Genomic DNA, 21,173 nt, shown 5'->3' with positions numbered 1-21,173 from the left:
CACTCAGCCCAGGATCAGCGAGTCGCCCTCGGGGCTGACGTTGACCGCGACCGTGTCCCCGTCGTGCACGTCGCCGGCCAGCAGCATCTTGGCCAGCTGGTCGCCGATGGCCTGCTGCACCAGCCGGCGCAACGGCCGGGCGCCGTAGACCGGGTCGAACCCGCGCTGGGCCAGCCACTTCTTGGCGGCATCGGACACCTCGAGCTGCAACCGCCGCTGGGCCAGCCGCTTCTGCAGCTGCGCCAACTGGATGTCGACGATGGCCACCAGCTCGCCGGGCTCGAGGCCGTGGAACACGATCACGTCGTCGAGCCGGTTGATGAACTCCGGCTTGAACGCCGAGCGCACCGCGGCCATCACCTGCTCCTCGCTGCCGCCCGACCCGAGGTTGGACGTCAGGATCAGGATGGTGTTGCGGAAGTCGACCGTGCGGCCCTGCCCGTCGGTCAACCGCCCCTCGTCGAGCACCTGCAGCAGCACGTCGAACACGTCGGGGTGGGCCTTCTCGATCTCGTCGAACAGGATCACCGTGTACGGGCGCCGCCGCACCGCCTCGGTCAGCTGACCGCCCTGGTCGTAGCCGATGTAGCCGGGGGGCGCACCGACCAGGCGGGCCACCGAGTGCTTCTCGCCGTACTCGCTCATGTCGATGCGGACCATCGCGCGCTCGTCGTCGAAGAGGAACTCCGCCAGCGCCTTGGCCAGCTCGGTCTTGCCGACACCGGTCGGGCCCAGGAACATGAACGACCCGGTCGGCCGGTTGGGGTCGGCCACCCCGGCCCGCGACCGCCGCACGGCGTCGGAGACCGCCGTCACCGCGTTCTTCTGGCCGATCACACGCCGGCCCAGCTCGTCCTCCATGCGCAGCAGCTTGGCGGTCTCGCCCTCGAGCATGCGGCCGGCGGGGATGCCGGTCCACGCCGACACCACGTCGGCGATGTCGTCCGGCCCGACCTCCTCCTTGAGCATCACGTTCTCGCGGGCCTCGGCGTGCGGCAGCGCGGCGTCGAGCTTCTTCTCCACCTCCGGGATGCGCCCGTAGCGCAGCTCGGCGGCCTTGGCCAGGTCGCCGTCGCGCTCGGCGCGCTCGGACTCCCCGCGCAGCGCCTCGAGCTGTTCCTTGAGCTCGCGGACGACGTCGATCGCGCTCTTCTCGTTCTGCCACCGCGTGGTCAGCTCGGCCAGCTTCTCCTTCTGGTCGGCCAGCTCCGAGCGCAGCTTCTCCAGCCGCTCCTTGGACGCCTCGTCCTCCTCCTTGGCCAGCGCCATCTCCTCGATCTCGAGGCGGCGCACCAGGCGCTCGACCTCGTCGATCTCGACTGGGCGCGAGTCGATCTCCATCTTCAGCCGCGACGCGGCCTCGTCGACCAGGTCGATGGCCTTGTCCGGGAGGAAGCGGGCGGTGATGTAGCGGTCGGACAGCGTGGCGGCGGCGACCAGCGCCGAGTCGGTGATACGCACGCCGTGGTGCACCTCGTAGCGGTCCTTCAGCCCGCGCAGGATGCCGACGGTGTCCTCCACCGACGGCTCGCCGACCAGCACCTGCTGGAAGCGGCGCTCCAGCGCGGCGTCCTTCTCGATGTACTTGCGGTACTCGTCGAGCGTGGTGGCCCCGACCAGCCGCAGCTCGCCGCGGGCCAGCATCGGCTTGATCATGTTGCCGGCGTCCATCGCACCCTCGCCGGTGGCGCCGGCGCCGACGATGGTGTGCAGCTCGTCGATGAACGTGATGATCTGCCCGGCGGAGTTCTTGATGTCGTCGAGCACCGCCTTGAGGCGTTCCTCGAACTCGCCGCGGTACTTGGCGCCGGCCACCATCGAGCCCATGTCGAGCGAGATCACGGTCTTGTCGCGCAGGCTCTCGGGCACGTCGCCGGCCACGATGCGCTGGGCCAGGCCCTCCACGATCGCGGTCTTGCCGACACCCGGCTCGCCGATCAGCACCGGGTTGTTCTTGGTGCGGCGGCTCAGCACCTGCACGACGCGGCGGATCTCGTTGTCGCGGCCGATGACCGGGTCGAGCTTGCCCTCGCGGGCCCGCGCCGTCAGGTCGGTGGAGTACTTCTCCAGCGCCTGGTAGGTGGCCTCGGGATCGGCGCTGGTGACCCGCGCGCTGCCCCGCACCTTGGCGAAGGCCTCGCGCAGCGCCTGCGGTGAGACGCCGTGGCCGGTCAGCAGCTTGGCCACCTCGGAGTCGCCGGTGGCCAGGCCGACCATCAGGTGCTCGGTGGAGACGTACTCGTCGTCCATCTCGGTGGCCAGGTGCTGGGCGGTGGTGATGGCCGCCAACGATTCGCGGGACAGCTGCGGCTGCGCGCTGGCGCCGCTGGCCTGCGGCAGCCGGTCCAGCAGGCGCTGGGCCTCGGTGCGGATGGCCGCCGGCTCCACACCGACCGCCTCCAGCAGCGGCGCGGCGATCCCGTCCGCCTGCGTCAGCAGGGCCATCAGCAGGTGGGCGGGCCGGATCTCGGGGTTGCCGGCGGACGAGGCCGCCTGCAGCGCCGAGGTCAGCGCAGCCTGGGTCTTGGTGGTCGGGTTGAAAGAGTCCACGACGCCTCCGTTCGGGTCGGGTTACGGGTCAAAATGCTTGTCGCGATATCTAACGCCGTCAAGGTTGAGTCTGTTCCGCTCAAGTCTAAATGTTGTGGGACGATTTCGTCGATGAATCCGCCGCCCGAACCCGAGCAGCGGCTCTCGCCCACCCCGCGGCGCGTCCCCAAGGCCTTCTGGCTGGCCGAACTGCTGCCGTTCCGGTGGTGGTACGTGTGGACGCTGTTCGTGGTCGCCGTCGCACCGGTCGCGCTGTGGATCGAGCTGCCCAAGGCGTTCGCCGTCGTGGCGGTGCTGACCCTGGCGGGGGTCTACGCCACGCAGCTGTGGGAGGCGCGGGTCCGCCTCGTCCTGCTCAAGTGGGGCCGGGCGGCGACCGTCACCGGCGCGGAGGCGCTGTCGCGCGCCACCTACCGCGGCGGGACGACGTGGTACAACGTCCACCTCCCGCTGGCGCGCGGCTGGACCGTCACCCGCCGGCGGTGGAGCGGTCCGAACGCCAAGACCAAAGTCCGCTACACCCTCGACGGGCGCCGCGGCGAGGCGATCGTGCGCGGCCGCGAATACGTCGACGGGGTGATCCTGGCCGACGACCGCAACCCGGCGCGGTCCCGCTGCGTGACGTCGTTCGCCTACGACCTCGACCGCGACGAAGCGGGCGACTGGGTCGGCCGGCTGCGGCCGCGCCTGCGGGTGGGGATGGCCTGCTGGCTGGCCCTGGTGACCGGCTGGCTGGCACTGGCCGGCCTGGCGGGCAACGGGTTCCGCACCGAGTACCGCGGCCGCGACGAGACCCGCGCGACGACGGTCCCCCGGGCGGGCACGTTACAGCTCAGCGGCACCGGCACGCGCAAGACGATCCCCTGCAACAACGGCTATCTGTCGGTGAGCGGGGTGACGAACGCGATCACGGTCACCGGCCACTGCGCGAGCCTCAACGTCTCCGGAAACGAGAACCGCGTCACGGTCGACAGCGCCGACGCCGTGAGCACCTCGGGAACCGACAACCGGGTGACCTACCACTGGGGCTCGCCGGACGTCGTCGACGCCGGCACCGCCAACACCGTCCGGCAGGGCTGATCGCCGGGGCGCGGCGCGCCTAGAATTCGGCTCCGTGAGCTTGGAGGACCCCGAGGCGTTGCGGGTCCTGCGCGACGCCATCGCGCAGGACCCGCTCGTCCACCGGTTCTACACCCACTGGTTCGCCCTCGACACTTCCGTGCGCGACCTGTTCCCGGCCGAAATGGCAGGCCAGCGGGCCGCTTTCGCCCAGGCGTTGCGCTGGGTCTACGGCGAGCTGGTCGAGCGGCGCGCCGAGGAGCCGGTGGCCTTCCTCGCCCAGCTCGGTCGCGACCACCGCAAGTACGGGGTCACCGCGCCGCACTACGCGACGCTGCGCCGGGCGCTGCACGACACGCTGCGCGATCACCTGGGCGAGGCCTGGACCGGGCCCGTCGCGGAGGCCGCGCGCCAGTCGCTGAACCTGATCAGCGGGGTGATGAGCGGTGCCGCCGACGCCGAGGAGGGGCCCGCCTGGTGGGACGGCACGGTCGTCGAGCACATCCGGGCCTCCCGCGACCTGGCGATCGTGCGGCTGCAGCTGGACCGCCCGATGGACTACCACCCCGGCCAGTACGTCACCGCCCAGGTCCCGCAGTGCCCGCGCCGCTGGCGCTACCTGAGCCCGGCCATCCCGGCCGACCCGGACGGGCTGATCGAGTTCCACGTTCGCGTGGTCCCCGGCGGCCTGGTCAGCACCGCGGTCGTCGGGGAAACCCGTCCCGGCGACCGGTGGCGGTTGTCGAGCCCGCACGGCGGGCTGCACGTCGACCGGGACGGCGGCGACGTGCTGATGGTGGCCGGCAGCACCGGGCTGGCGCCGCTGCGCGCGCTGATCCTGGACCTGGGCCGCTACGCGGTCAACCCGCGGGTGCACCTGTTCTTCGGGGCCCGCTACCGCTGCGAGCTCTACGACCTGCCCACCCTGTGGCAGGTCGCGGCGCACAATCCGTGGCTGTCGGTCTCGCCGGTGTCGGAGTACGGCGCCGACCCGCCCTGGGCCGCCGACTATCCCGACTGCACCCCGCCCCGCGGCCTGCACGTGCATCAGAAGGGCCGGCTGCCCGACGTGGTGACCGGATACGGTGGTTGGGGCGACCGGCAGATCCTGATCTGCGGCGGACCGGACATGGTGCGGGCCACCAGGGCCGCCCTGATCGCCAAAGGCGCTCCGCCGGAACGCATCCAGCACGACCCACTGTCCGGGTGAGTCGAGGTCGACCGAGGTAGGGCATGCACACCGTCACACTGCGCGACCCGTCCTCGCCCCTCGCCGCCCGGTTCGTGCCGGGAGCCGGCATGATCGGCACCTCACTGACCGACGACGGGGTGGAGCTGCTGGGCCAACGCCGCGGCCTGGACGCCTACGTCGAGGCCGGCAAGACGATGGGCATCCCCATCCTGTACCCGTGGGCGAACCGGCTGGGCGGCGACACCTACAGCGCCGAGGGCGCGACGGTGCGGCTGACGCCGGGCGAGAACGGGGTGCGCGCCGACCCCAACGGGCTGCCCATCCACGGCACCATGGCCGCCTATCCGGGCTGGCGGGTGACGGCGCAAACGGCCGACGCGCTGACCGCCGAGGTCGACGTCGGTGCCGACCCGCGGCTGCTGGCCGGGTTCCCCTATCCGCACGTGCTCACGGTGTCGGCGCAGCTGGCCGGGCGCACGCTGACGGTGAGCACCACGGTCACCGCGACCGGCGACACCCCGGTCCCGCTGTGTTTCGGCTTCCACCCGTACCTGCATCTGCCCGGGGTGGCGCGTGGCGACTGGACGATCCAGACCCCGCCGCTGCGACACCTGGCCCTCGACGAACGCGGATTGCCCACCGGCTCAGCAGAACTCCAGCCGGAGCAAGAAATTTTGTTGGGCGACAAGGGTTTTGACGACGCCTACGATCAGGTACCCGAGGGTGCGGTGTTCGCGGTGTCCGGCGGCGGGCGGCGCCTGGAGGTCCACTTCGAGCGTGGGTATCCGGCCACGCAGATCTTCGCCCCACCCGCCGAGGACGTGGTGTGCTTCGAGCCGATGACCGCACCGACCGACGCACTGCGCCGCGGCGGCTACCGGTGTGCGCGACCGGGCGAGCCGGCGCAGGCCCGGTTCTCGATCCGCGTCTAACGGCCCCGGGGATTGCGGGGCTGCCAGACCACCACCGCGGTGCTCTTGGGCAGCACCGCGAGGTCGCGGCGCTGGCTGGCGCGCGACGTCAGCAGCTCGTCGGTCAGCTCCTTGACCCGCGACTGCAGCGCCTCGACCTGGTTGGTCAGCTCGATGATGCGCTTGATCCCGGCCAGGTTGACCCCCTCGTCCTGGGAGAGCCGCTGCACCTCACGCAGCAGGTCCACGTCGCGCTCCGAATAACGGCGTCCCCCACCGGAAGTGCGGCGCGGCCGGACCAGCCCGAGGCGGTCGTAGGTGCGCAGGGTCTGTGCGTGCATGCCGGCGAGTTCGGCGGCCACCGAGATCAGGAACGTCCGGGACTCCCGTTCCGGGTTCCTCGCGCTCCCGGCCATCAGCGGTTCCCCGCCCATCCGGCCCGCGGGTTGAAGCCGCTGGAGCGCTCGGCGGCCGCGTAGGCCTCCAGCGCCTCCTGGGCCTCGCCCTCCAGGTTCGGCGGCACGGCCACCTTCACGGTGACCAGCAGGTCCCCGTTGCCGCCGCCGCGCTTCGGCACGCCCCGGCCACGCACCCGCAGGATGCGCCCGTCGGCCGTGCCCTTGGGCACCCGCACGCCGACCTTGCCGTCCAGCGTGGGCACCGAAATCGTCGAGCCCAGGGCCAATTCGGTGAAACTGACCGGGACGGTCACCGTCAGGTCGTCGCCGTCGCGGCCGAAAACCTTGTCCGGGCGCACATGCACGGTCACGTACAGGTCCCCCGAGGGGGCACCGCGCAGCCCGGCCTCGCCCTGCCCGGGCAGCCGGATCCGCTGGCCGTCCTCGACCCCGGGCGGGATCCGGACGTTGATCGTGCGGGTTCGGGTGGTGACCCCGGTGCCCTTGCACTCGTCGCAGGGGTGCTCGATGATCGAGCCGCTGCCCCGGCAGTCGGTGCACGGCTCGGAGAAACCGAACGCACCCTGGTTGCGGTTGATCACGCCGGACCCGTTGCAGGACGGGCACACCTTCGGGCTGGTGCCCGGCCGCGCGCCGCTGCCGTGGCAGTTGGTGCACGGCGCCGGGCTGGTCAGCCGCAGCGGCATCGCCACGCCCTTGGCGGCCTCCACGAAGTCCAGCTCCGTCTCGGTCTCCAGGTCGTTGCCGCGCCGCGGCCGGCTGGGCCGGGCGGCCGCACCGCGCCCGAACAGGCCGCCGAACAGGTCGCCGATGGTGGCGCCGCCGCTGCGGCCCGCGGCGTCGAACAGGTCGTTCAGGTTGAATTCGGCGCCGTCACCGCCCGCGCCGAACCCGCCGAAGTTGCCGGCTTCGAACCTGCGCCCGCCGAACCCGCCGCCGGCGAACAGCCGCCGCGTCTCGTCGTACTCCTTGCGCTTGGCAGGGTCCGACAACACGTTGTGGGCCTCCGACACCGTCTTGAAGCGTTCGCCGGCGGCGGGGTTGTCGGGATTCGCGTCCGGGTGCAGGTCGCGCGCCAGCTTGCGGTAGGCGCGCTTGATCTCTTCGGGACTGGCGTCAGAGGAGACGCCAAGCTCCTTGTAGAAGTCCTTTTCGACCCACTCACGCTGGGCCATGCCGCGTCACCTCCTCTCACCGATCGTTGTGTCCTGATTGTGCGTTCTAGTCACCGGAGCCGGGGCCGTTATCGTGCGTGTCCTGCCCGGTTTCACCGGCCGCGACCGTGTCGACGACCGCGACCAGCGCGTGCCGCAGCACCTGGTCGCCGAGCCGGTAGCCCTGGCGCATGACCGTGCCGATGACCGGTTTGGCGCCGTCGGCACCGTCGCCCTCGTGCTGCACGGCCTCGTGCAGCACCGGGTCGAAGTCCTCGCCCTCGGCGCCGAACGCCGTCAGGCCCAGCCCGGTCAGCGCGCTGTCCAGCTTGTCGGCCACCGACTTCAGCGGCCCGGAGTCCAGGTCGCCGTGCTTGCGCGCCCGATCGAGATCGTCCAGCACGCCCAGCAGTTCGTTGACGACGCCGGCCTTGGCCCGGTCCGCCGCGGCCTGCTGGTCGCGCTGCGCCCGCTTGCGGTAGTTGGCGAAATCGGCCTGCACGCGCTGCAGGTCGGCGGTCAGCTCGGCGACCCTGGTCTCCGCCTCGCCGGACCCGCCCGGTGAGCCGGCCGCCGGCCCCTCTCCCGGCGCTGCTGCGCCGGGAGAGGTGTGCCGGACCTCGCCGGTCTCGGGATCGATGCGGCGTTTGTCGGTGACCGTTACGTGTTCCTGGTTGCCTTCAGCTTTTTGGTTTCCGTCGCTCACTTGGACTCCCGGTCGTCATCGACGACCTCCGCGTCCACGACGTCGTCGGCCGAACCGGACGGGCCGCCCGCCTCAGCGCCGCCGGCGCCTCCGGCGGCCTGGGTGGCCTCGTAGATCGCCTGCCCGAGCGCCTGGGACTCCTGGCCCAGCTTCTCCATCGCCGCCTTGATCGCGGAGATGTCGGTGCCGGCCAGCGCCGTCTTGGCGTCGGCCACGGCGGCCTCGACCTTGCTCAGCGTCTCCTCGGGGACCTTCGAGCCGCCTTCGGCCTCTTTCTGCTCGTTGACGAACTTCTCCGTCTGGTAGACCAGCGTCTCGGCCTGGTTGCGGACGTCGGCCTCCTCGCGGCGCTTGCGGTCCTCCTCGGCGTGGGCCTCGGCGTCCTTGATCATCCGGTCGATCTCCTCCTTGGACAGGCCGGAGCCCTCCTGGATCTTGATCGTGTTCTCCTTGCCGGTGCCCTTGTCCTTGGCGGTGACGTGCACGATGCCGTTGGCGTCGATGTCGAAGGTGACCTCGATCTGCGGGACCCCGCGCGGGGCCGGCGGGATGCCGGTCAGCTCGAAGGAGCCGAGCAGCTTGTTGTGCGCGGCGATCTCACGCTCGCCCTGGTACACCTGGATCTGCACCGACGGCTGGTTGTCGTCGGCGGTGGTGAACGTCTCCGACCGCTTGGTCGGGATGGTCGTGTTGCGCTCGATGAGCTTGGTCATCACGCCACCCTTGGTCTCGATGCCCAGGCTCAGCGGCGTGACGTCAAGCAGCAGAACGTCTTTCACCTCGCCCTTGAGGACACCGGCCTGCAGCGCGGCGCCCACGGCCACCACCTCGTCGGGGTTGACGCCCTTGTTGGGCTCCTTGCCGCCGGTGAGTTCCTTGACCAGGTCGGTCACCGCGGGCATGCGGGTGGAACCACCCACCAGCACCACGTGGTCGATCTCGGACACCGAGATGCCGGCGTCCTTGATCACCGACTGGAACGGCTGACGGGTGCGGTCCAGCAGGTCCTGGGTGATCTTCTGGAACTCCGCCCGCGTGAGCTGCTCGTCGAGGAACAGCGGGTTCTTGTCCGCGTCGACGGTGATGTAGGGCAGGTTGATCGAGGTGCTGCCCGACGAGGACAGCTCGATCTTGGCCTTCTCGGCCGCTTCCCGCAGCCGCTGCATCGCCATCTTGTCCTTGGTCAGGTCGATGCCGCTGGAGGCCTTGAACTTGTCGACCAGCCACTGCACGACGCGCTCGTCCCAGTCGTCGCCACCGAGGTGGTTGTCACCGCTGGTGGCGCGGACCTCGACCACGCCCTCGCCGATTTCGAGCAGCGAGACGTCGAAGGTGCCGCCGCCCAGGTCGAACACCAGGATGGTCTGTTCCTTCTCGCCCTTGTCCAGGCCGTAGGCCAGCGCGGCCGCGGTCGGCTCGTTGACGATGCGCAGCACGTTCAGGCCGGCGATCTGGCCGGCCTCCTTGGTGGCCTGACGCTGGGCGTCGTTGAAGTAGGCGGGCACCGTGATGACCGCGTCGGTGATGTCCTCACCGAGGTAGGCCTCGGCGTCGCGCTTCAGCTTCATCAGCACCCGGGCGCTGATCTCCTGCGCGGTGTACTTCTTGTCGTCGATCTCGATGGACCAGTCGGTGCCCATGTGCCGCTTGACCGAGCGCACGGTGCGGTCGACGTTGGTCACCGCCTGGTTCTTGGCGGGCTGGCCCACCAGCACCTCGCCGTTGCGCGCGAACGCGACGATGGACGGCGTGGTCCGCGAGCCCTCGGAGTTGGCGACGACCACGGGGTCGCCACCCTCGAGAACCGAGACGACGGAGTTGGTGGTCCCGAGGTCGATGCCGACCGCACGAGCCATAGTGATTCCTCCTGAGTAGTCGAACGTCTTACTGCACTAGTCTGAGTTCTCCCCGCTCAAGCCTGCTCCTCGCGGAGCGGCGGTGTCAACCTAGGGTTGAGCCGGACGCACTCAAGTTGTCGAACATCCTAACGGCGGGCATTGCCGTCTTGTTCCCGGGGACGACAATGGTCCCCAACCCACGCCTCGCGATCCGACGCGCAACAGGAGCGCAGGTGACTGCACGCGCACACCGACAACGCCTCGCGATGACCGTGGTGGCCTCTCGGCTATTGCCCTGGTGGGAACCATCACGCACGGCAGCGAGAATGCTCAGCGGCTGGTTCTCAACTCCGGATCACAAGTCGAGCACGAACCGTAATGCCTGGTCGATGGCTCGGAGATCGTCGGGCCCGATAATGCCGATCCGCGATTCCAGGCGCTCGGTGGAAATGACCCGGAGCTGGTCGCAGCGCGCATACGACGTATGGTCCAACCCGCTGGTCCCGGGCTCGACCTCGATGTGGCTCCGTAGCCCGTAGGCCACAGAGGTGATGGGAACGACGACCACGAGTCCGCCGGCTCCGTTGTTGAGAATGTCGACCGAGACCACCAAAGCAGGCCGGACAAAGCCAGGCTCGTGTCCGATCGGTTGACCGAGGTCGACGTTGTAGACCTCTCCGCGCCAGATCAAGCCAGGGTGTCCCACTCCCGGCGCTCCGCCAGGTACTGCTGCCACGCTTGAGGGTCGCTACGCAACTGCTGGTAATCCTGGTTCAGCCCCCGCAGGAAGTCTTGGCGTTCCAAGGCATCGATGGCGGAGTGCAGAACGTCGATCACCGTGGTCTGGTGATCCCGAGCGAGCGATTGGAGCCGCTCAGAGTCCAACCGGCGAACCCGAATGGTTGTAGTGTCCCCAGAACCCATGAACCCAGTGTAGACGAAATGTAGACTGGGTATCTGGTTGGCGGTCCCTTCGCACGGGCTGCGCCTTGCCGGCCTTGACCGGCGACGTCGGACACCTCAGCCCAGGTCGCGGGTGCTCGACTCCGACGAGGTCGGCGAGGACCTACAGCATGTTCAGCCGAGTACGCTGCGGCGTGCAGGTACCTCGCCGGCCCGGGCCGGCGTGCCCGACATCACCGCCGCGGCCGACGACATTTTCGCGTTGGGCGGCGGGGCCGGCATCGTCGTCGACGGCAGCTACCGCACCCTGACCACCATGGGCCACGACAAGACCCGGGAGCTCAGATGCTTTGCCTGCGGTGCCGTTGTAACCGACGCACGCAGGCGGCGGGGGCGGGGCCGTCGATGGGGCGCAACGCGGCCGTCATGCCTTCGCGCACCCGGTCGACGTCGAGTCCGGTGCCGATCGCGACCAGCGCATTGGCGTGCGCGCCGGGCGGGGCGGACGCGACATGCACCGAGGTGCCCACGAGGTTGACGACGTAGCGGCGCAAGCGTTCCCGATAGCGAACGGCGACGGTGCCTTTCATCCGATACACCCCGAGCGGAGGATCCTCGAGAAGATCGAAGACCGCGCCGGGATCCACGCACCCGTCGCCGGTGACCGTCACAGAAGCAACGCGCGCGTGGTCGTGGTCGTGTCCGGGGGCTTCGGCACCAGCCTCACCGTCGAGAAGCAGTTCGCGAAAAGACAACTGGCCCGAGTCGGCCTCGGCGACGTCGAACAGCAGAGTCGGGTCGACCCGCCCCCCGACCGCGCCGACGATGTGGGCATCCGGGTTGCTGCCCCGGATCCGCGCCCCGATGCGCTCCAACACCGGCGCGCGGTCGTCGGCGGGTACTTGATCGAGTTTGTTGACCACCACCAGCGACGCCGCACCGTAGCGGGCCGGGGCCACCCCGCCGCGGTCGACGGTGTCGAAGTGACGGGCCGCGTCGATGACGTCGACCACGCCGCCGTGACGTACCCGCTCCACACCGCTGAACCGGATCATCCGCGACACCGCGGTGGGTTCGGCCAGACCGCTGGCCTCGACGATGATGACATCGAGGTTCAGCCGGGGGTCGGCGAGCTTGGCGAGGGCTTCGTCGAGGCCGCCGTCGTCGGGCAGGCAACAGATACACCCACCGGCGATCGACGCCGGCTCGTCGATCTGACCCGTCACCAGCCCGGCGTCGACATTGAGTTCGCCGAAGTCGTTGATGACGACCCCGATGCGGGCACCGCGCGCGCGAAGCACGTGGTTGAGCAGGCTCGTCTTGCCCGCACCCAGATAGCCGGTCAGTGCGATGACCGGTATCGCTGCCACGCTGCTCCTCTCCCGGTACGACCGAACCCGAACCAGGTAAACACATCGACGCACATCGAGGCTCGCGGCCGGGGCGGGACCATCGGGGACCGGCCTGTTCCCAGGCGCCGGTGAACACAATCACGCCGTCGAAGGTTTGGTCGACTGCACGAGTTCGCGCCCGGCGCCAGATCCGACTAACGGTGATACGATCCCGTTAACTAGCGTTAGTAGACATGAAGGGTTCGCTGATGGCCACCGATGAACTCGACCGACTCTTGCTAGACCGCTTCAACTTGCGCCGCTCCGACCTGATCGCGGCACTCAAGACGCTCCCCGCGCACCGGCCGTGGGCGGCCACGCTCACCACCGACGAAGCCCGGCTACTCGACGACGCCGGCTTCACCGAAGATCCCGCAGCCTACGCGGAGATCGCAGCCGATGTCACCGCCCACATGGCCAGGCTGTACAGCACTGCCTACACCGCCGCCCAGGTCAGAGAAGGGCTGGGCGTCAACGATTCCCGCGTGCGGCAACGCCGCCTCGCTCGCACGCTGTGGGCGATCAGCGACGGCGGCACGTGGGTGTACCCCGCGATCCAGTTCGAGCTCATCGACCGTGGCGAGCCACTAAAGCTCAAGCAGGTGCGTGGCCTCGACGAGGTGCTACCGGCTCTGCTCGCCAGGCAGTTGCACCCCACTGCGGTGGCCGGTTTTCTCATGGCCCCCCAGTCCGATTTGCGAATCGACGGTCAACCGAAGTCGGTGCGGGAGTGGCTGTTGCACGGCGAATCCGTCGAGCCTGTCCTCGGCTTGATCGAGATCGGCGAGTGGGCGGCGACTTGACCGTCGACCCCATGCTGCCGGGCCCTCCGCCACCGCACGTACTGCGTTCGCTCGGCATCGACGACGACGAGACGCGCGCGATCGCCGTCGACGAGATCTGGTGGCGCGTCCATCGCACTGAGGGCGAGCACGTACTGGCGTGGAACGTCCTGCGCACTTTCGGGCCGGTGCTGCGCTTCGACCCGCACCCCCTGCCCAAAGGTGAACATGTGCAGCATGGCGTTTGGTATGGAGCCTCGACCCCGTGCGCTGCACTTGGCGAGGCCTACCAAGTGGACCGGACAATCGATCGTGAACGCGGTCGCCCATATCTCACCGGTTTGTCATTCACCCGCCGGCTCTTGGTCCTCGACCTCGCCGCTGACAGCCAAGGAGCCTGGGCCACGCGCGCCGGCGGCACCTTCGCCATCTCTACAGCCCCGCATACGGTGACTCAACAGTGGGCGCGGCACGTCACAGAGGCATTCCCACATCTCGGCGGCCTGCGCTACAACAGCCGATTCGCCGGCGACCCCTGCCTCGCGCTGTTCACACCGGCCACATCTGCGATGCCGGCCCGGCCGAGAATATCGCTGCCCCTGGACCATCCCGATCTGGCCGGCCGCATCGCCGGCGCAGCGAAACGCCTGGGTTACGCCGTGGTTTGACAGGCGGGGATTCCCCGACGCGCACGGCCTACTGCTCGTCGACGTCCTCACCGCCGGCGAGGTCACCGCACTCGACGTTCGCGACGTCGGACCGCTCGCGCAGGTACGCCCCCGCGCCCTGGTCCCCGGATATCCGGGCCAGCACCTCGGGCCAGTGCCGGCGCGCGATGACGACCGGGTGCCCCGGCCGGCCGCCGAAGACGGCGCGCGCCAGGCCGCTTGCCGACGCCTCCGCGCGGCCCAGCACCCGCGCCACCACGTCGGGGCCGACGTCGGGGGTGTCCACGACGTGCAGCACCGCGTAGTCGGCGCGCAGGCGGTCGGCCTCGGCCAGGCCGGCGCGCACCGACGCGCTCAGCCCCTCGCGCCAGCGCGACGCCGTGATCGCGGTGACCCCGGGCGGGGCGGGCACCTCGGCGGCGCCGAGCACCAGCACGACGCCGGCGCAGCCCCCGTCACGCAACGCGCCGACCGCGATGTCCAGCCAGCCGTCGACCAGGACCTTCGGCCTGCCGTACCGCCGGCCCGCGCCGGCGGCAAGCACGATCCCCACGTGCCGCGGTGTCGACTGCGGTAACCCCACTCTCCTATGATGGCATCGAGCTTCTCATTCAGCGACAATCTGATGGAGCGTCATGGCCCAAGACGTGCAGGCAGCCCCGACGAGCCCGGCGCCCCGCTACGCCGGCACGCGCGTCCAGCGGGTGGAGGATCTGCGGCTGCTGACCGGCCGCGGCAGCTTCGTCGACGACATCTCCCGGCCCGGCATGCTGCACGCCTGCTTCGTGCGCAGCCCCTTCGCCCGCGCCCGGATCAACGGCATCGACGCCTCGGCGGCGCTGGAGCTGCCCGGCGTGCGCGCGGTGTTCACCGCCGAGGACCTCAACTCCGATGTGCACGAGGCGTGGCACGCCGTGGCCGGCAAGGACGTGCCCGACACGCCGCGCCCGCCGCTGGCCGAGGGCGAGGCGAAGTTCGTCGGCGACCCGGTCGCGCTGATCGTCGCCGAGAACCGGTATGTCGCCGAGGACGCGCTCGAACTCGTCGACGTCGACTACGAGCCGCTGCCCGCGATCACCGACCTCACCCGGGCCCAGACCTCCGAGGTGCTGGTGCACGAGGCCTACGCCGACAACGTCGCGGGCGGCCTGGGCGGGGCGCCGCCGGACGAGGAGCCGTTCGCCAGCGCGGCGTACGTGGCGAAAGAGCATATCTACCAACAGATCTACGCGCCGGTGCCGATCGAGACCCGCGGCCTGGTCGCCGAGTGGTCGGCCGCCTCCGGGGAGCTGACGCTGTGGGCCTCCACGCAGACCCCGCACGAGCTGCGCGCGTTCTGCGCGCGCCTGCTGGGCATTGCGGCGCAACGGGTTCGGGTCATCATGCGCGACACCGGCGGCGGCTTCGGCCAGAAGGTCGTCCCGATGCGCGAGGACATGTGCATCATGCTGGCCGCGCGCAAGGTGCCCGCGGCCCTGAAGTGGATCGAGGACCGGCGCGAGAACCTGATGTCGGCCGGGCAGGCCCGCCACGTCGACGGCACCGCGCGCATGGCGTTCGACTCCGACGGCACCATCACCGCGGCCGACATCGACTTCGTGCAGGACGTCGGCGCCTACCCGACGCCCTACCCGGTGCTGACCACCGCCGCCATCGGCATGTTCTTCCCGGGCCCCTACCGGGTGCCCAGGGCCAGCTTCAACTACAAGACGGTGTTCACCAACACCAGCGGCCTGGCCGCCTACCGCGGCCCGTGGCAATACGAGTCGCTGGCCCGCGAGATCGTGCTCGACGTCGCCGCCCGCAAGATGGGCATCGACCCGGTCGAGCTGCGCCGGCGCAACCTGCTGCGCCGCGACGAGATGCCCTACGTCAATCCCAACGGCATGCCGTATGACCACGTCGCCCCGATCGAGACCTTCGAGCAGGCGGTGAAAATCCTTGACCACGAAGGGTTTCGCAAGGAGCAGGCCGAAGCGCTGGCGCAGGGCCGCTACCTGGGCCTCGGTTTCTCGGCCTACATCGAGCCCACCGGCGCGGCGACCGGGCACCTGGCCACCGAGGGCGCGACCATGCGCATGGAGCCCACGGGCAGGATCAACGTCTACGTCAACGGCGGCTCCAGCGGAAACAGTTTGGAAACCACGGTGATCCAGCTGGCTGCCGACGCGCTGGGCGCCGACATCGACGACGTGGCCACCATCCAGGGCGACACCGCGATCACCCCGTACGGGGCCGGCACGCAGGGCAGCCGCAGCGGCCCGATGACCGCCGGCGCCGTCGCCCAGGCGGGGGCCACGCTGCGCGGCAAGATCGTGGCGCTGGCCGCACACCAGCTCAAGGTCGCCGAATCCGAAGTGGAACTGGCACATTCGACCGCGATCGTGCGCGGCGACCCGTCGCGCAAGGTGACCTTCGGCGAGCTGGCCTACCTCGCGCACTACTCGCCGCAGCTGTTGCCCCCGGGCGCGTCCCCGGACCTGGAAGCCACCGCCCGCTATGTCGCCGCGGCCCCGATCCTGTGGGCCAACGCGACCCACGCCTGCACCTGCGAGGTCGACATCCAGACGGGCAAGGTGACCCTGCTGCGCTACATCGTCAGCGAGGACGTCGGGCCGATGATCAACCCGGCGATCGTGGAGGGCCAGATCGCGGGCGGGACGGTCCAGGGCATCGGCGGCGCGTTGCTGGAGGACCTGCGCTACGACGACGACGGCAACCCGCTGGCCACCACGTTCGTCGACTATCTGCTGCCGACCACCACCGAGGTGCCGCCCATCGAGTTCGGGCACGTCGAGATACCCGGCCCCGGGCCAGGCGGCTACAAGGGCGCCGGGGAGGGCGGTGCGATCGGGTCGGTCCCGGCGGTGATCAACGCGATCAACGACGCGCTCGCGCCGCTGGGCGTGACGGTCATCCGCCTGCCCGCCAGCCCCGCCTCGATCGCCGCGCTGCTGGCCGGGAGGAACCGGTGAAGCCCGCGTCGTTCGCCTACCACCGGCCCGACAGCACCGACGAGGCGGTCGGGCTGCTGGCCGAACTGGGCGAGGACGCCAAGCTCATCGCCGGCGGGCAGAGCCTGGTGCCGATGCTGTCGATGCGGCTGGCCTACTTCGACCACCTGATCGACATCTCCCGGCTGCGCGAGCTGCAGGGCATCGAGCGGCGCGGGCAGGAGGTGTGGATCGGCGCGGGCACCACCGAGGCCAAGGTGGGTACCGATCCCCAAGTGCGCCAATCGGTTCCGCTGCTGACCCGGGCGACACCGTTGGTCGGGCACTTCCAGATCCGCAACCGCGGCACCCTGGGCGGGTCGATCGCCCACGCCGACGCCGCCGGCGAGTACCCGGCGGTGGCCCTCACGCTGGACGCGGTGCTGGAGGTCGCCTCGCCGCGCGGGCGCCGCGAGATCGCCGCCGCCGACTTCTTCGTCGGCCTGTGGGAGACGACGATGGCGCCCGACGAAGCGCTCACCGGCGTGCGCTTCCCGTCGTGGCAGGGCAGGTGCGGGTTCGCGGTGCACGAATTCACCCGCCGGCACGGCGATTTCGCGATCGCGGGGGCGCTGGTCGCGGTCCAGCTCGACGACGGTGACCGGGTGTCCCGCGCCGCGATCGGGTTGCTGGGCCTGGGGTCGACGCCCCGGCGCGCGACCGCGGCCGAGGCCGCGGTGATCGGCGAGCCGGTCGGCGAGCTGGATCCCGGGGACGTCGGCCGGGCCGCGATGAGCGGGCTCGACGACATCCCGACCGACCTGCAGGGGTCGGCGTCCTACCGCACCCAGGTGGGCGCCGCCATGGCCGCGCGCGCCTGGACCCAGGCCGTACAGGAAGCGCAGGCCCGCCATGCATGAAGAACCGATTCGGTTGTGCGTCAACGGAACTCCGATCAGCGCAAGCGTCGAGGCACGCATGACGCTGGCCGACTTCCTGCGCGAGCGGTGCGGGCTCACCGGCACCCACCTGGGTTGCGAGCACGGGGCGTGCGGCGCCTGCACGGTGCTGCTGGACGGCGCCGCGGTGCGCTCGTGCCTGATGTTCGCCGTGCAGGCCGACGACTCGGAGGTGACGACCGTCGAGGGCATCGCCTCGCCCGACGGCGCACTGTCGCCTGTGCAGTCGGCGCTGCGGGAGTGCCACGGGCTGCAGTGCGGCTTCTGCACGCCGGGTTTCGTCATGTCGCTGACCGCGTTGCTGCGCGACAACCCCGAGCCCACCGACGCCGAGATCCGCGAGGGCCTGTCCGGGAACTTCTGCCGCTGCACCGGTTACCAGGGCATCGTCGCGGCCGCCCACCGGGCCGCCGAGGCGATGCGCGGCGCCGATTCCGGCGCATCCCCGGGCGCGTCACCGCGGTAGGCCGCGCGACTTCGGTGAATAATCTGAGGTCCTGTATTTCATGATGTTCGGGAGCAGCTCGTGCGGTTGTCGCAGAAGGCGCGGTGGGGTCTGGCCGGGGGTTCGCTGTTGTTCTCGCCCGTTCTGGTGAGCGCCGTGCCGGTGTCCGGCTGCAGTTCCAGCATCGAGGGCCGGCCGGTCGCCGCGCCGGGCGCGGGACCCGTCGAGCCCAGCATTCCCACGCCGGGCCCGGCACCGTCGCCGCCGCCGCCGGCCACCGGCCTGCCGGCCCCGACCGGGCCGACCACGCCGTCGGGCGCCATCCCGCTGCCGCCCGACAACAACGGTTACGTGTTCATCGAGACCAAGTCCGGTCAGACGCGGTGCCAGATCAACAAGGACACCGTCGGCTGCGAGGCGCCGTTCACCGACTCCCCGCTCAAGGACGGCGAGCACGCCAACGGCGTCAGCATCACCGCCGGCGGGTCCGTGCAGTGGGTGCTGGGCAACCTGGGCGCCATCCCGACCGTCACGATCGACTACAAGACCTACGCGGCGCAGGGCTGGACCATCAACGCCACCCCCGAGGGCACCCGCTTCACCAACGACAAGACCGGCCACGGGATGTTCGTCAGCGTGGAGAAGGTCGACACCTTCTGAGTACCGCCGTTTCCGGGCGGCGGCGACCGCAACCGCCCGGGAGTCAGTAACATCGTTGCCGTGGCACGCTACGGCCCACCTGACGACTTCCACAACCAGCCGACCGAGCATGCCAATTGGGGCTTGGGCGGACACCCCCCGCAGGGCGGCGAAATCCCGCCGGACCAGCCCGGTCAATTCGGGCAACCGCAGGACCCCGACCCCTTCGACGAGGAAGAAGAGCCCAGACCCTGGTATCGCAGGCCCGTGATGCTGGTGGGCTGGGTCGTGCTCGTCCTGATTTTGATCGGGTTGATCGTGTTCGGCATCGTCGAGCTGATCGGCGGCAACCAGGGCGGCAACGCCCCGTCGACGACCACGACCAGCACCACCTCGCCGACGAGCACCACCACGACCACCACCACGCCGACCACCACGCCCACCACCACGACGCCGTCCAGCTCGGCGGCGCCGCCGCCACCCCCCGTACAGCATCCGGCCCAGGAGCCGACGCGGCGGCCGGAGCCGCCGCACCACCATCTGCCGCATCTGCCGTCGGTGATCACCATCCCGGAGGTGCCCACGGTGATCACGCTGCCGCCCGGCCTGCCCTGAGCGCGCACCGCCGCGTCACCGGGGCCGTAGCGCGCCGGCGCCCTTAGACTCGCTGCAATCCGCGGCGGGGCGGGCTGACAACGGACGCAAAGGTGTGCCAGATGAGCGAGTCGCTCGGGTTGTCGATCGGGGTGGCGAACCTGGTCGCGGCCCACCCGGGTGGCGCCCGGGTGCGCCGCAGCCCCGTGGTGACGCTCTACGAGGACCGGGCTACCGAGGTCGGTCTGCCCGACGAGAACCCGAAGCTCACCGAACCCGGACTGGTGCTGCGGGGATTCGTCGAACGCGTCGGCGACCGGACTCCGCTGGTGGCGGCCGACGGGACGAAGTACCTCGGCGAGGTGCTGACGGTCGAGGCGATCGAGGCGATGGCCCGCACCGTCGGCTCCGGGACCCCGATCACCGTCGCGGTGCCGGCGTACTGGTCCGAGGCGCAGTCCACCGCGCTGCGCGAGGAGTTCTTCGCCCAGCCGGACCTGGCGGCCGGCGGCGTGCCGCCGATGCTGGTGTCCGACGCCACCGCGGCGCTCGCGGCGCTGCGCGCCGGGCCGGGGCTGCCGGCCGACGGGGTCGTGGTCGTCTGCGACTTCGGGGCCGGCGGCACCAGCGTCACGCTCAGCGATGCGGGATCGAACTTCCGCCTGCTCGCGCCGTCGCTGCGCTACGCCGACTTCTCCGGCGACGCGATCGACCGGCTCGTCCTTCAGCACGTGCGGGGGACCGCACCCGATGCCGACGCCACCACGCGGATGGGGTCACCGGGCCGCCTGCTCGGCCAATGCCGGCGCGCCAAGGAACAACTGTCGGCGGCCACGGCGGCCACCATCGCGGGGGTTCCGGGAACGTCGGGCGACGAGGTCCGGCTGACCCGCACCGAGTTCGACCAGCTCATCTCCGAACCGCTGGACCGCTTCCTCGACGCCGTCGAAGAGCTGTTGCAACGCAACGGGATTGCGCGGTCGCAGGTGACCACCGTGGCGATCGTGGGCGGCGGCGCCGGGATTCCGCTGATCACCACGAGACTGTCGGGGCGGCTGCGGTTGCCGGTCCTGGCCGCGCCGCAACCCGGCTACAGCGCCGCGATCGGCGCGGCGCTGCTCGGCGAACAGCGGGCGTCGGCGGGGCTCCCGACCGCGGCCGCCCCGGCCGTCGAGAACCCCACCGAGATGGTCGGTGCCGCCCCCGACGACATGACCCGGGCCGCCCGGGCCGCCGGGGCGGACGCGGGCGAGTCGGGCAGCGACGAGCCAGTGGCCTGGTCGCAAGACGCCGACGAGGAGGAGCTGGTCCCCTACACCGGTCCCGAGTACACCGGCAGTTACGCCCACCAACCGCAGGCGGACGACGCCGAGGCGGGCGCGCCGCTGCCGTGGTACAAGCGCACGGCGCTCGTGTTGAGCCTGGTCGGAGCGGGTGCCGCCGTGCTGGTCGCGGTGCTGCTGGCGCTCACCCTGGGCCGCGGCAAACCGAGCCCGGCGGCGCCCCCCCCGACGCCGCAGACCGTGACCGTGACCGGGCCGAACAACAGCCCCACCGTGACGGTCATCCCGCCACCGCCCCCGTCCACCGAGCCGACGACCAGCCCTGCCGCGCCGACGACCAGCGCGACGCCGACGACGACGACCACCACCACCACCACCACCACCACCACCACCACCACGACCAGCGCGCCGCCGACCACCACCGCGACCACCACCCCGGCCCCGACCACCACCGCCACGACGACGGAGCCCAGCACCACCTCGCAGGCGACCACGACCCCGCCGCCCACGACCACCCGCGAGCGGCCGTTTCCCCGGCTCCAGCCCCCCTTCGGGCGCTGACCCTGCCGCCCGTCACGCCGACCGGCCCCACCCTGCCCCGGGGGTTTCTGATGTGGCCGGGCGTCGGCGAAGCCGGCCCCGGCCGGGCCTGAAGCGCAGGCCAGAGGCACCGACGAACCCTAGGTTAGGGCACCCTTTCTCGCGTCGAAAGCGCCGGGGATGCAACTATGAGCAGGGCTAAGCAGG

Annotated in this window: 20 protein-coding genes and 1 pseudogene; 12 read left to right on the top strand and 9 right to left on the bottom strand. The window is 70.7% G+C overall.

Going from position 1 to position 21,173, the window contains the following annotated elements; all coding sequences use genetic code 11:
- Positions 1-3: 3 nt before the first annotated feature.
- Entirely contained in the window at positions 4-2,550 is a 2,547-nt protein-coding gene (gene clpB, locus ACJ512_RS02895; RefSeq protein ID WP_407686901.1) for an ATP-dependent chaperone ClpB, read from the bottom strand.
- A 111-nt stretch (positions 2,551-2,661) separates the two neighbouring features.
- On the opposite strand from clpB, the gene ACJ512_RS02890 reads away from it, so the two are divergent.
- Genes ACJ512_RS02890 through ACJ512_RS02880 form a run of 3 tightly spaced genes read left to right on the top strand, consistent with a single transcriptional unit; the run spans position 2,662 to position 5,733 of the window.
- The gene (locus ACJ512_RS02890) at positions 2,662-3,630 is read left to right on the top strand and encodes a DUF3060 domain-containing protein (RefSeq protein WP_407686902.1); all 969 of its coding nucleotides are present in this window, start codon (positions 2,662-2,664) and stop codon (positions 3,628-3,630) included.
- Positions 3,631-3,664: 34 nt separating this feature from the next.
- A complete protein-coding gene (locus ACJ512_RS02885) occupies positions 3,665-4,819 on the top strand; it encodes an FAD-binding oxidoreductase (protein ID WP_407686903.1) in 1,155 nt (384 codons plus the stop codon).
- 23 nt (positions 4,820-4,842) lie between these two features.
- Positions 4,843-5,733, top strand: a complete 891-nt coding sequence (locus ACJ512_RS02880) for an aldose 1-epimerase (RefSeq protein ID WP_407686904.1) — start codon at positions 4,843-4,845, stop codon at positions 5,731-5,733.
- Here the strand turns inward: ACJ512_RS02880 and ACJ512_RS02875 are convergent.
- The 6 genes from ACJ512_RS02875 to ACJ512_RS02850 form a co-directional block, all read right to left on the bottom strand.
- Positions 5,730-6,128, bottom strand: coding sequence for a heat shock protein transcriptional repressor HspR (locus ACJ512_RS02875; RefSeq protein WP_407686905.1), 399 nt, complete (start codon positions 6,126-6,128; stop codon positions 5,730-5,732). The genes ACJ512_RS02880 and ACJ512_RS02875 overlap by 4 nt on opposite strands.
- On the bottom strand, positions 6,128-7,306 hold the full coding sequence (dnaJ, locus tag ACJ512_RS02870) for a molecular chaperone DnaJ (protein WP_407686906.1): 1,179 nt from the start codon (positions 7,304-7,306) through the stop codon (positions 6,128-6,130). Before dnaJ ends, ACJ512_RS02875 begins: the two co-directional genes overlap by 1 nt.
- Positions 7,307-7,352: 46 nt before the next feature.
- Positions 7,353-7,991, bottom strand: a complete 639-nt coding sequence (grpE, locus tag ACJ512_RS02865) for a nucleotide exchange factor GrpE (RefSeq protein WP_407686907.1) — start codon at positions 7,989-7,991, stop codon at positions 7,353-7,355.
- Positions 7,988-9,847: a molecular chaperone DnaK gene (gene dnaK, locus ACJ512_RS02860; protein WP_407686908.1), complete on the bottom strand. Its 1,860-nt coding sequence runs from the start codon at positions 9,845-9,847 to the stop codon at positions 7,988-7,990. Before dnaK ends, grpE begins: the two co-directional genes overlap by 4 nt.
- A gap of 337 nt (positions 9,848-10,184) precedes the next feature.
- On the bottom strand, positions 10,185-10,520 hold the full coding sequence (locus ACJ512_RS02855) for a type II toxin-antitoxin system PemK/MazF family toxin (protein WP_407686909.1): 336 nt from the start codon (positions 10,518-10,520) through the stop codon (positions 10,185-10,187).
- The gene (locus ACJ512_RS02850) at positions 10,517-10,753 is read right to left on the bottom strand and encodes a hypothetical protein (protein WP_407686910.1); all 237 of its coding nucleotides are present in this window, start codon (positions 10,751-10,753) and stop codon (positions 10,517-10,519) included. Before ACJ512_RS02850 ends, ACJ512_RS02855 begins: the two co-directional genes overlap by 4 nt.
- A 202-nt stretch (positions 10,754-10,955) precedes the next feature.
- Here ACJ512_RS02850 and ACJ512_RS02845 point away from each other — a divergent pair.
- Positions 10,956-11,093 (top strand): annotated as a pseudogene (locus tag ACJ512_RS02845) (serine protease); the annotation flags it as partial.
- On the opposite strand, the gene ACJ512_RS02840 reads toward ACJ512_RS02845, so the two are convergent.
- Complete coding sequence (locus ACJ512_RS02840; protein WP_407686911.1) at positions 11,074-12,102, bottom strand: CobW family GTP-binding protein; 1,029 nt, start codon at positions 12,100-12,102, stop codon at positions 11,074-11,076. The pseudogene ACJ512_RS02845 and the gene ACJ512_RS02840 sit on opposite strands and share 20 nt — an antisense overlap.
- A gap of 230 nt (positions 12,103-12,332) precedes the next feature.
- Between ACJ512_RS02840 and ACJ512_RS02835 the strand changes: the two genes are divergently transcribed.
- On the top strand, positions 12,333-12,926 hold the full coding sequence (locus ACJ512_RS02835; RefSeq protein ID WP_407686921.1) for a DNA-binding protein: 594 nt from the start codon (positions 12,333-12,335) through the stop codon (positions 12,924-12,926).
- The gene (locus ACJ512_RS02830) at positions 12,911-13,573 is read left to right on the top strand and encodes an RES family NAD+ phosphorylase (RefSeq protein WP_407686912.1); all 663 of its coding nucleotides are present in this window, start codon (positions 12,911-12,913) and stop codon (positions 13,571-13,573) included. The genes ACJ512_RS02835 and ACJ512_RS02830 overlap by 16 nt, the downstream gene beginning before the upstream one ends.
- 28 nt (positions 13,574-13,601) lie before the next feature.
- Here ACJ512_RS02830 and ACJ512_RS02825 read toward each other — a convergent pair whose 3' ends face one another.
- A complete protein-coding gene (locus tag ACJ512_RS02825) occupies positions 13,602-14,156 on the bottom strand; it encodes a nucleotidyltransferase family protein (protein ID WP_407686913.1) in 555 nt (184 codons plus the stop codon).
- Positions 14,157-14,208: 52 nt separating this feature from the next.
- Between ACJ512_RS02825 and ACJ512_RS02820 the strand changes: the two genes are divergently transcribed.
- From ACJ512_RS02820 to ACJ512_RS02795, 6 genes are all read left to right on the top strand, one after another.
- On the top strand, positions 14,209-16,548 hold the full coding sequence (locus ACJ512_RS02820; protein WP_407686914.1) for a xanthine dehydrogenase family protein molybdopterin-binding subunit: 2,340 nt from the start codon (positions 14,209-14,211) through the stop codon (positions 16,546-16,548).
- Positions 16,545-17,426 carry an FAD binding domain-containing protein gene (locus tag ACJ512_RS02815; protein ID WP_407686915.1) on the top strand — a complete coding sequence of 294 codons (882 nt, stop codon included), beginning with the start codon at positions 16,545-16,547 and terminating at the stop codon, positions 17,424-17,426. The genes ACJ512_RS02820 and ACJ512_RS02815 overlap by 4 nt, the downstream gene beginning before the upstream one ends.
- The gene (locus tag ACJ512_RS02810) at positions 17,419-17,931 is read left to right on the top strand and encodes a (2Fe-2S)-binding protein (RefSeq protein WP_407686916.1); all 513 of its coding nucleotides are present in this window, start codon (positions 17,419-17,421) and stop codon (positions 17,929-17,931) included. Before ACJ512_RS02815 ends, ACJ512_RS02810 begins: the two co-directional genes overlap by 8 nt.
- A 60-nt stretch (positions 17,932-17,991) precedes the next feature.
- Positions 17,992-18,570 (top strand): hypothetical protein, encoded by a 579-nt coding sequence (locus ACJ512_RS02805; RefSeq protein ID WP_407686917.1) that lies wholly within the window; start codon positions 17,992-17,994, stop codon positions 18,568-18,570.
- A gap of 60 nt (positions 18,571-18,630) precedes the next feature.
- Entirely contained in the window at positions 18,631-19,164 is a 534-nt protein-coding gene (locus tag ACJ512_RS02800; RefSeq protein ID WP_407686918.1) for a hypothetical protein, read from the top strand.
- A 101-nt stretch (positions 19,165-19,265) separates the two neighbouring features.
- Positions 19,266-20,987 (top strand): Hsp70 family protein, encoded by a 1,722-nt coding sequence (locus tag ACJ512_RS02795; protein ID WP_461479963.1) that lies wholly within the window; start codon positions 19,266-19,268, stop codon positions 20,985-20,987.
- The last annotated feature ends 186 nt before the right edge of the window (positions 20,988-21,173 follow it).

The organism is Mycobacterium cajalii, assembly GCF_045809005.2.
Classification (GTDB): domain Bacteria; phylum Actinomycetota; class Actinomycetes; order Mycobacteriales; family Mycobacteriaceae; genus Mycobacterium.
This window is presented reverse-complemented; position numbering and strand designations above follow the sequence as displayed.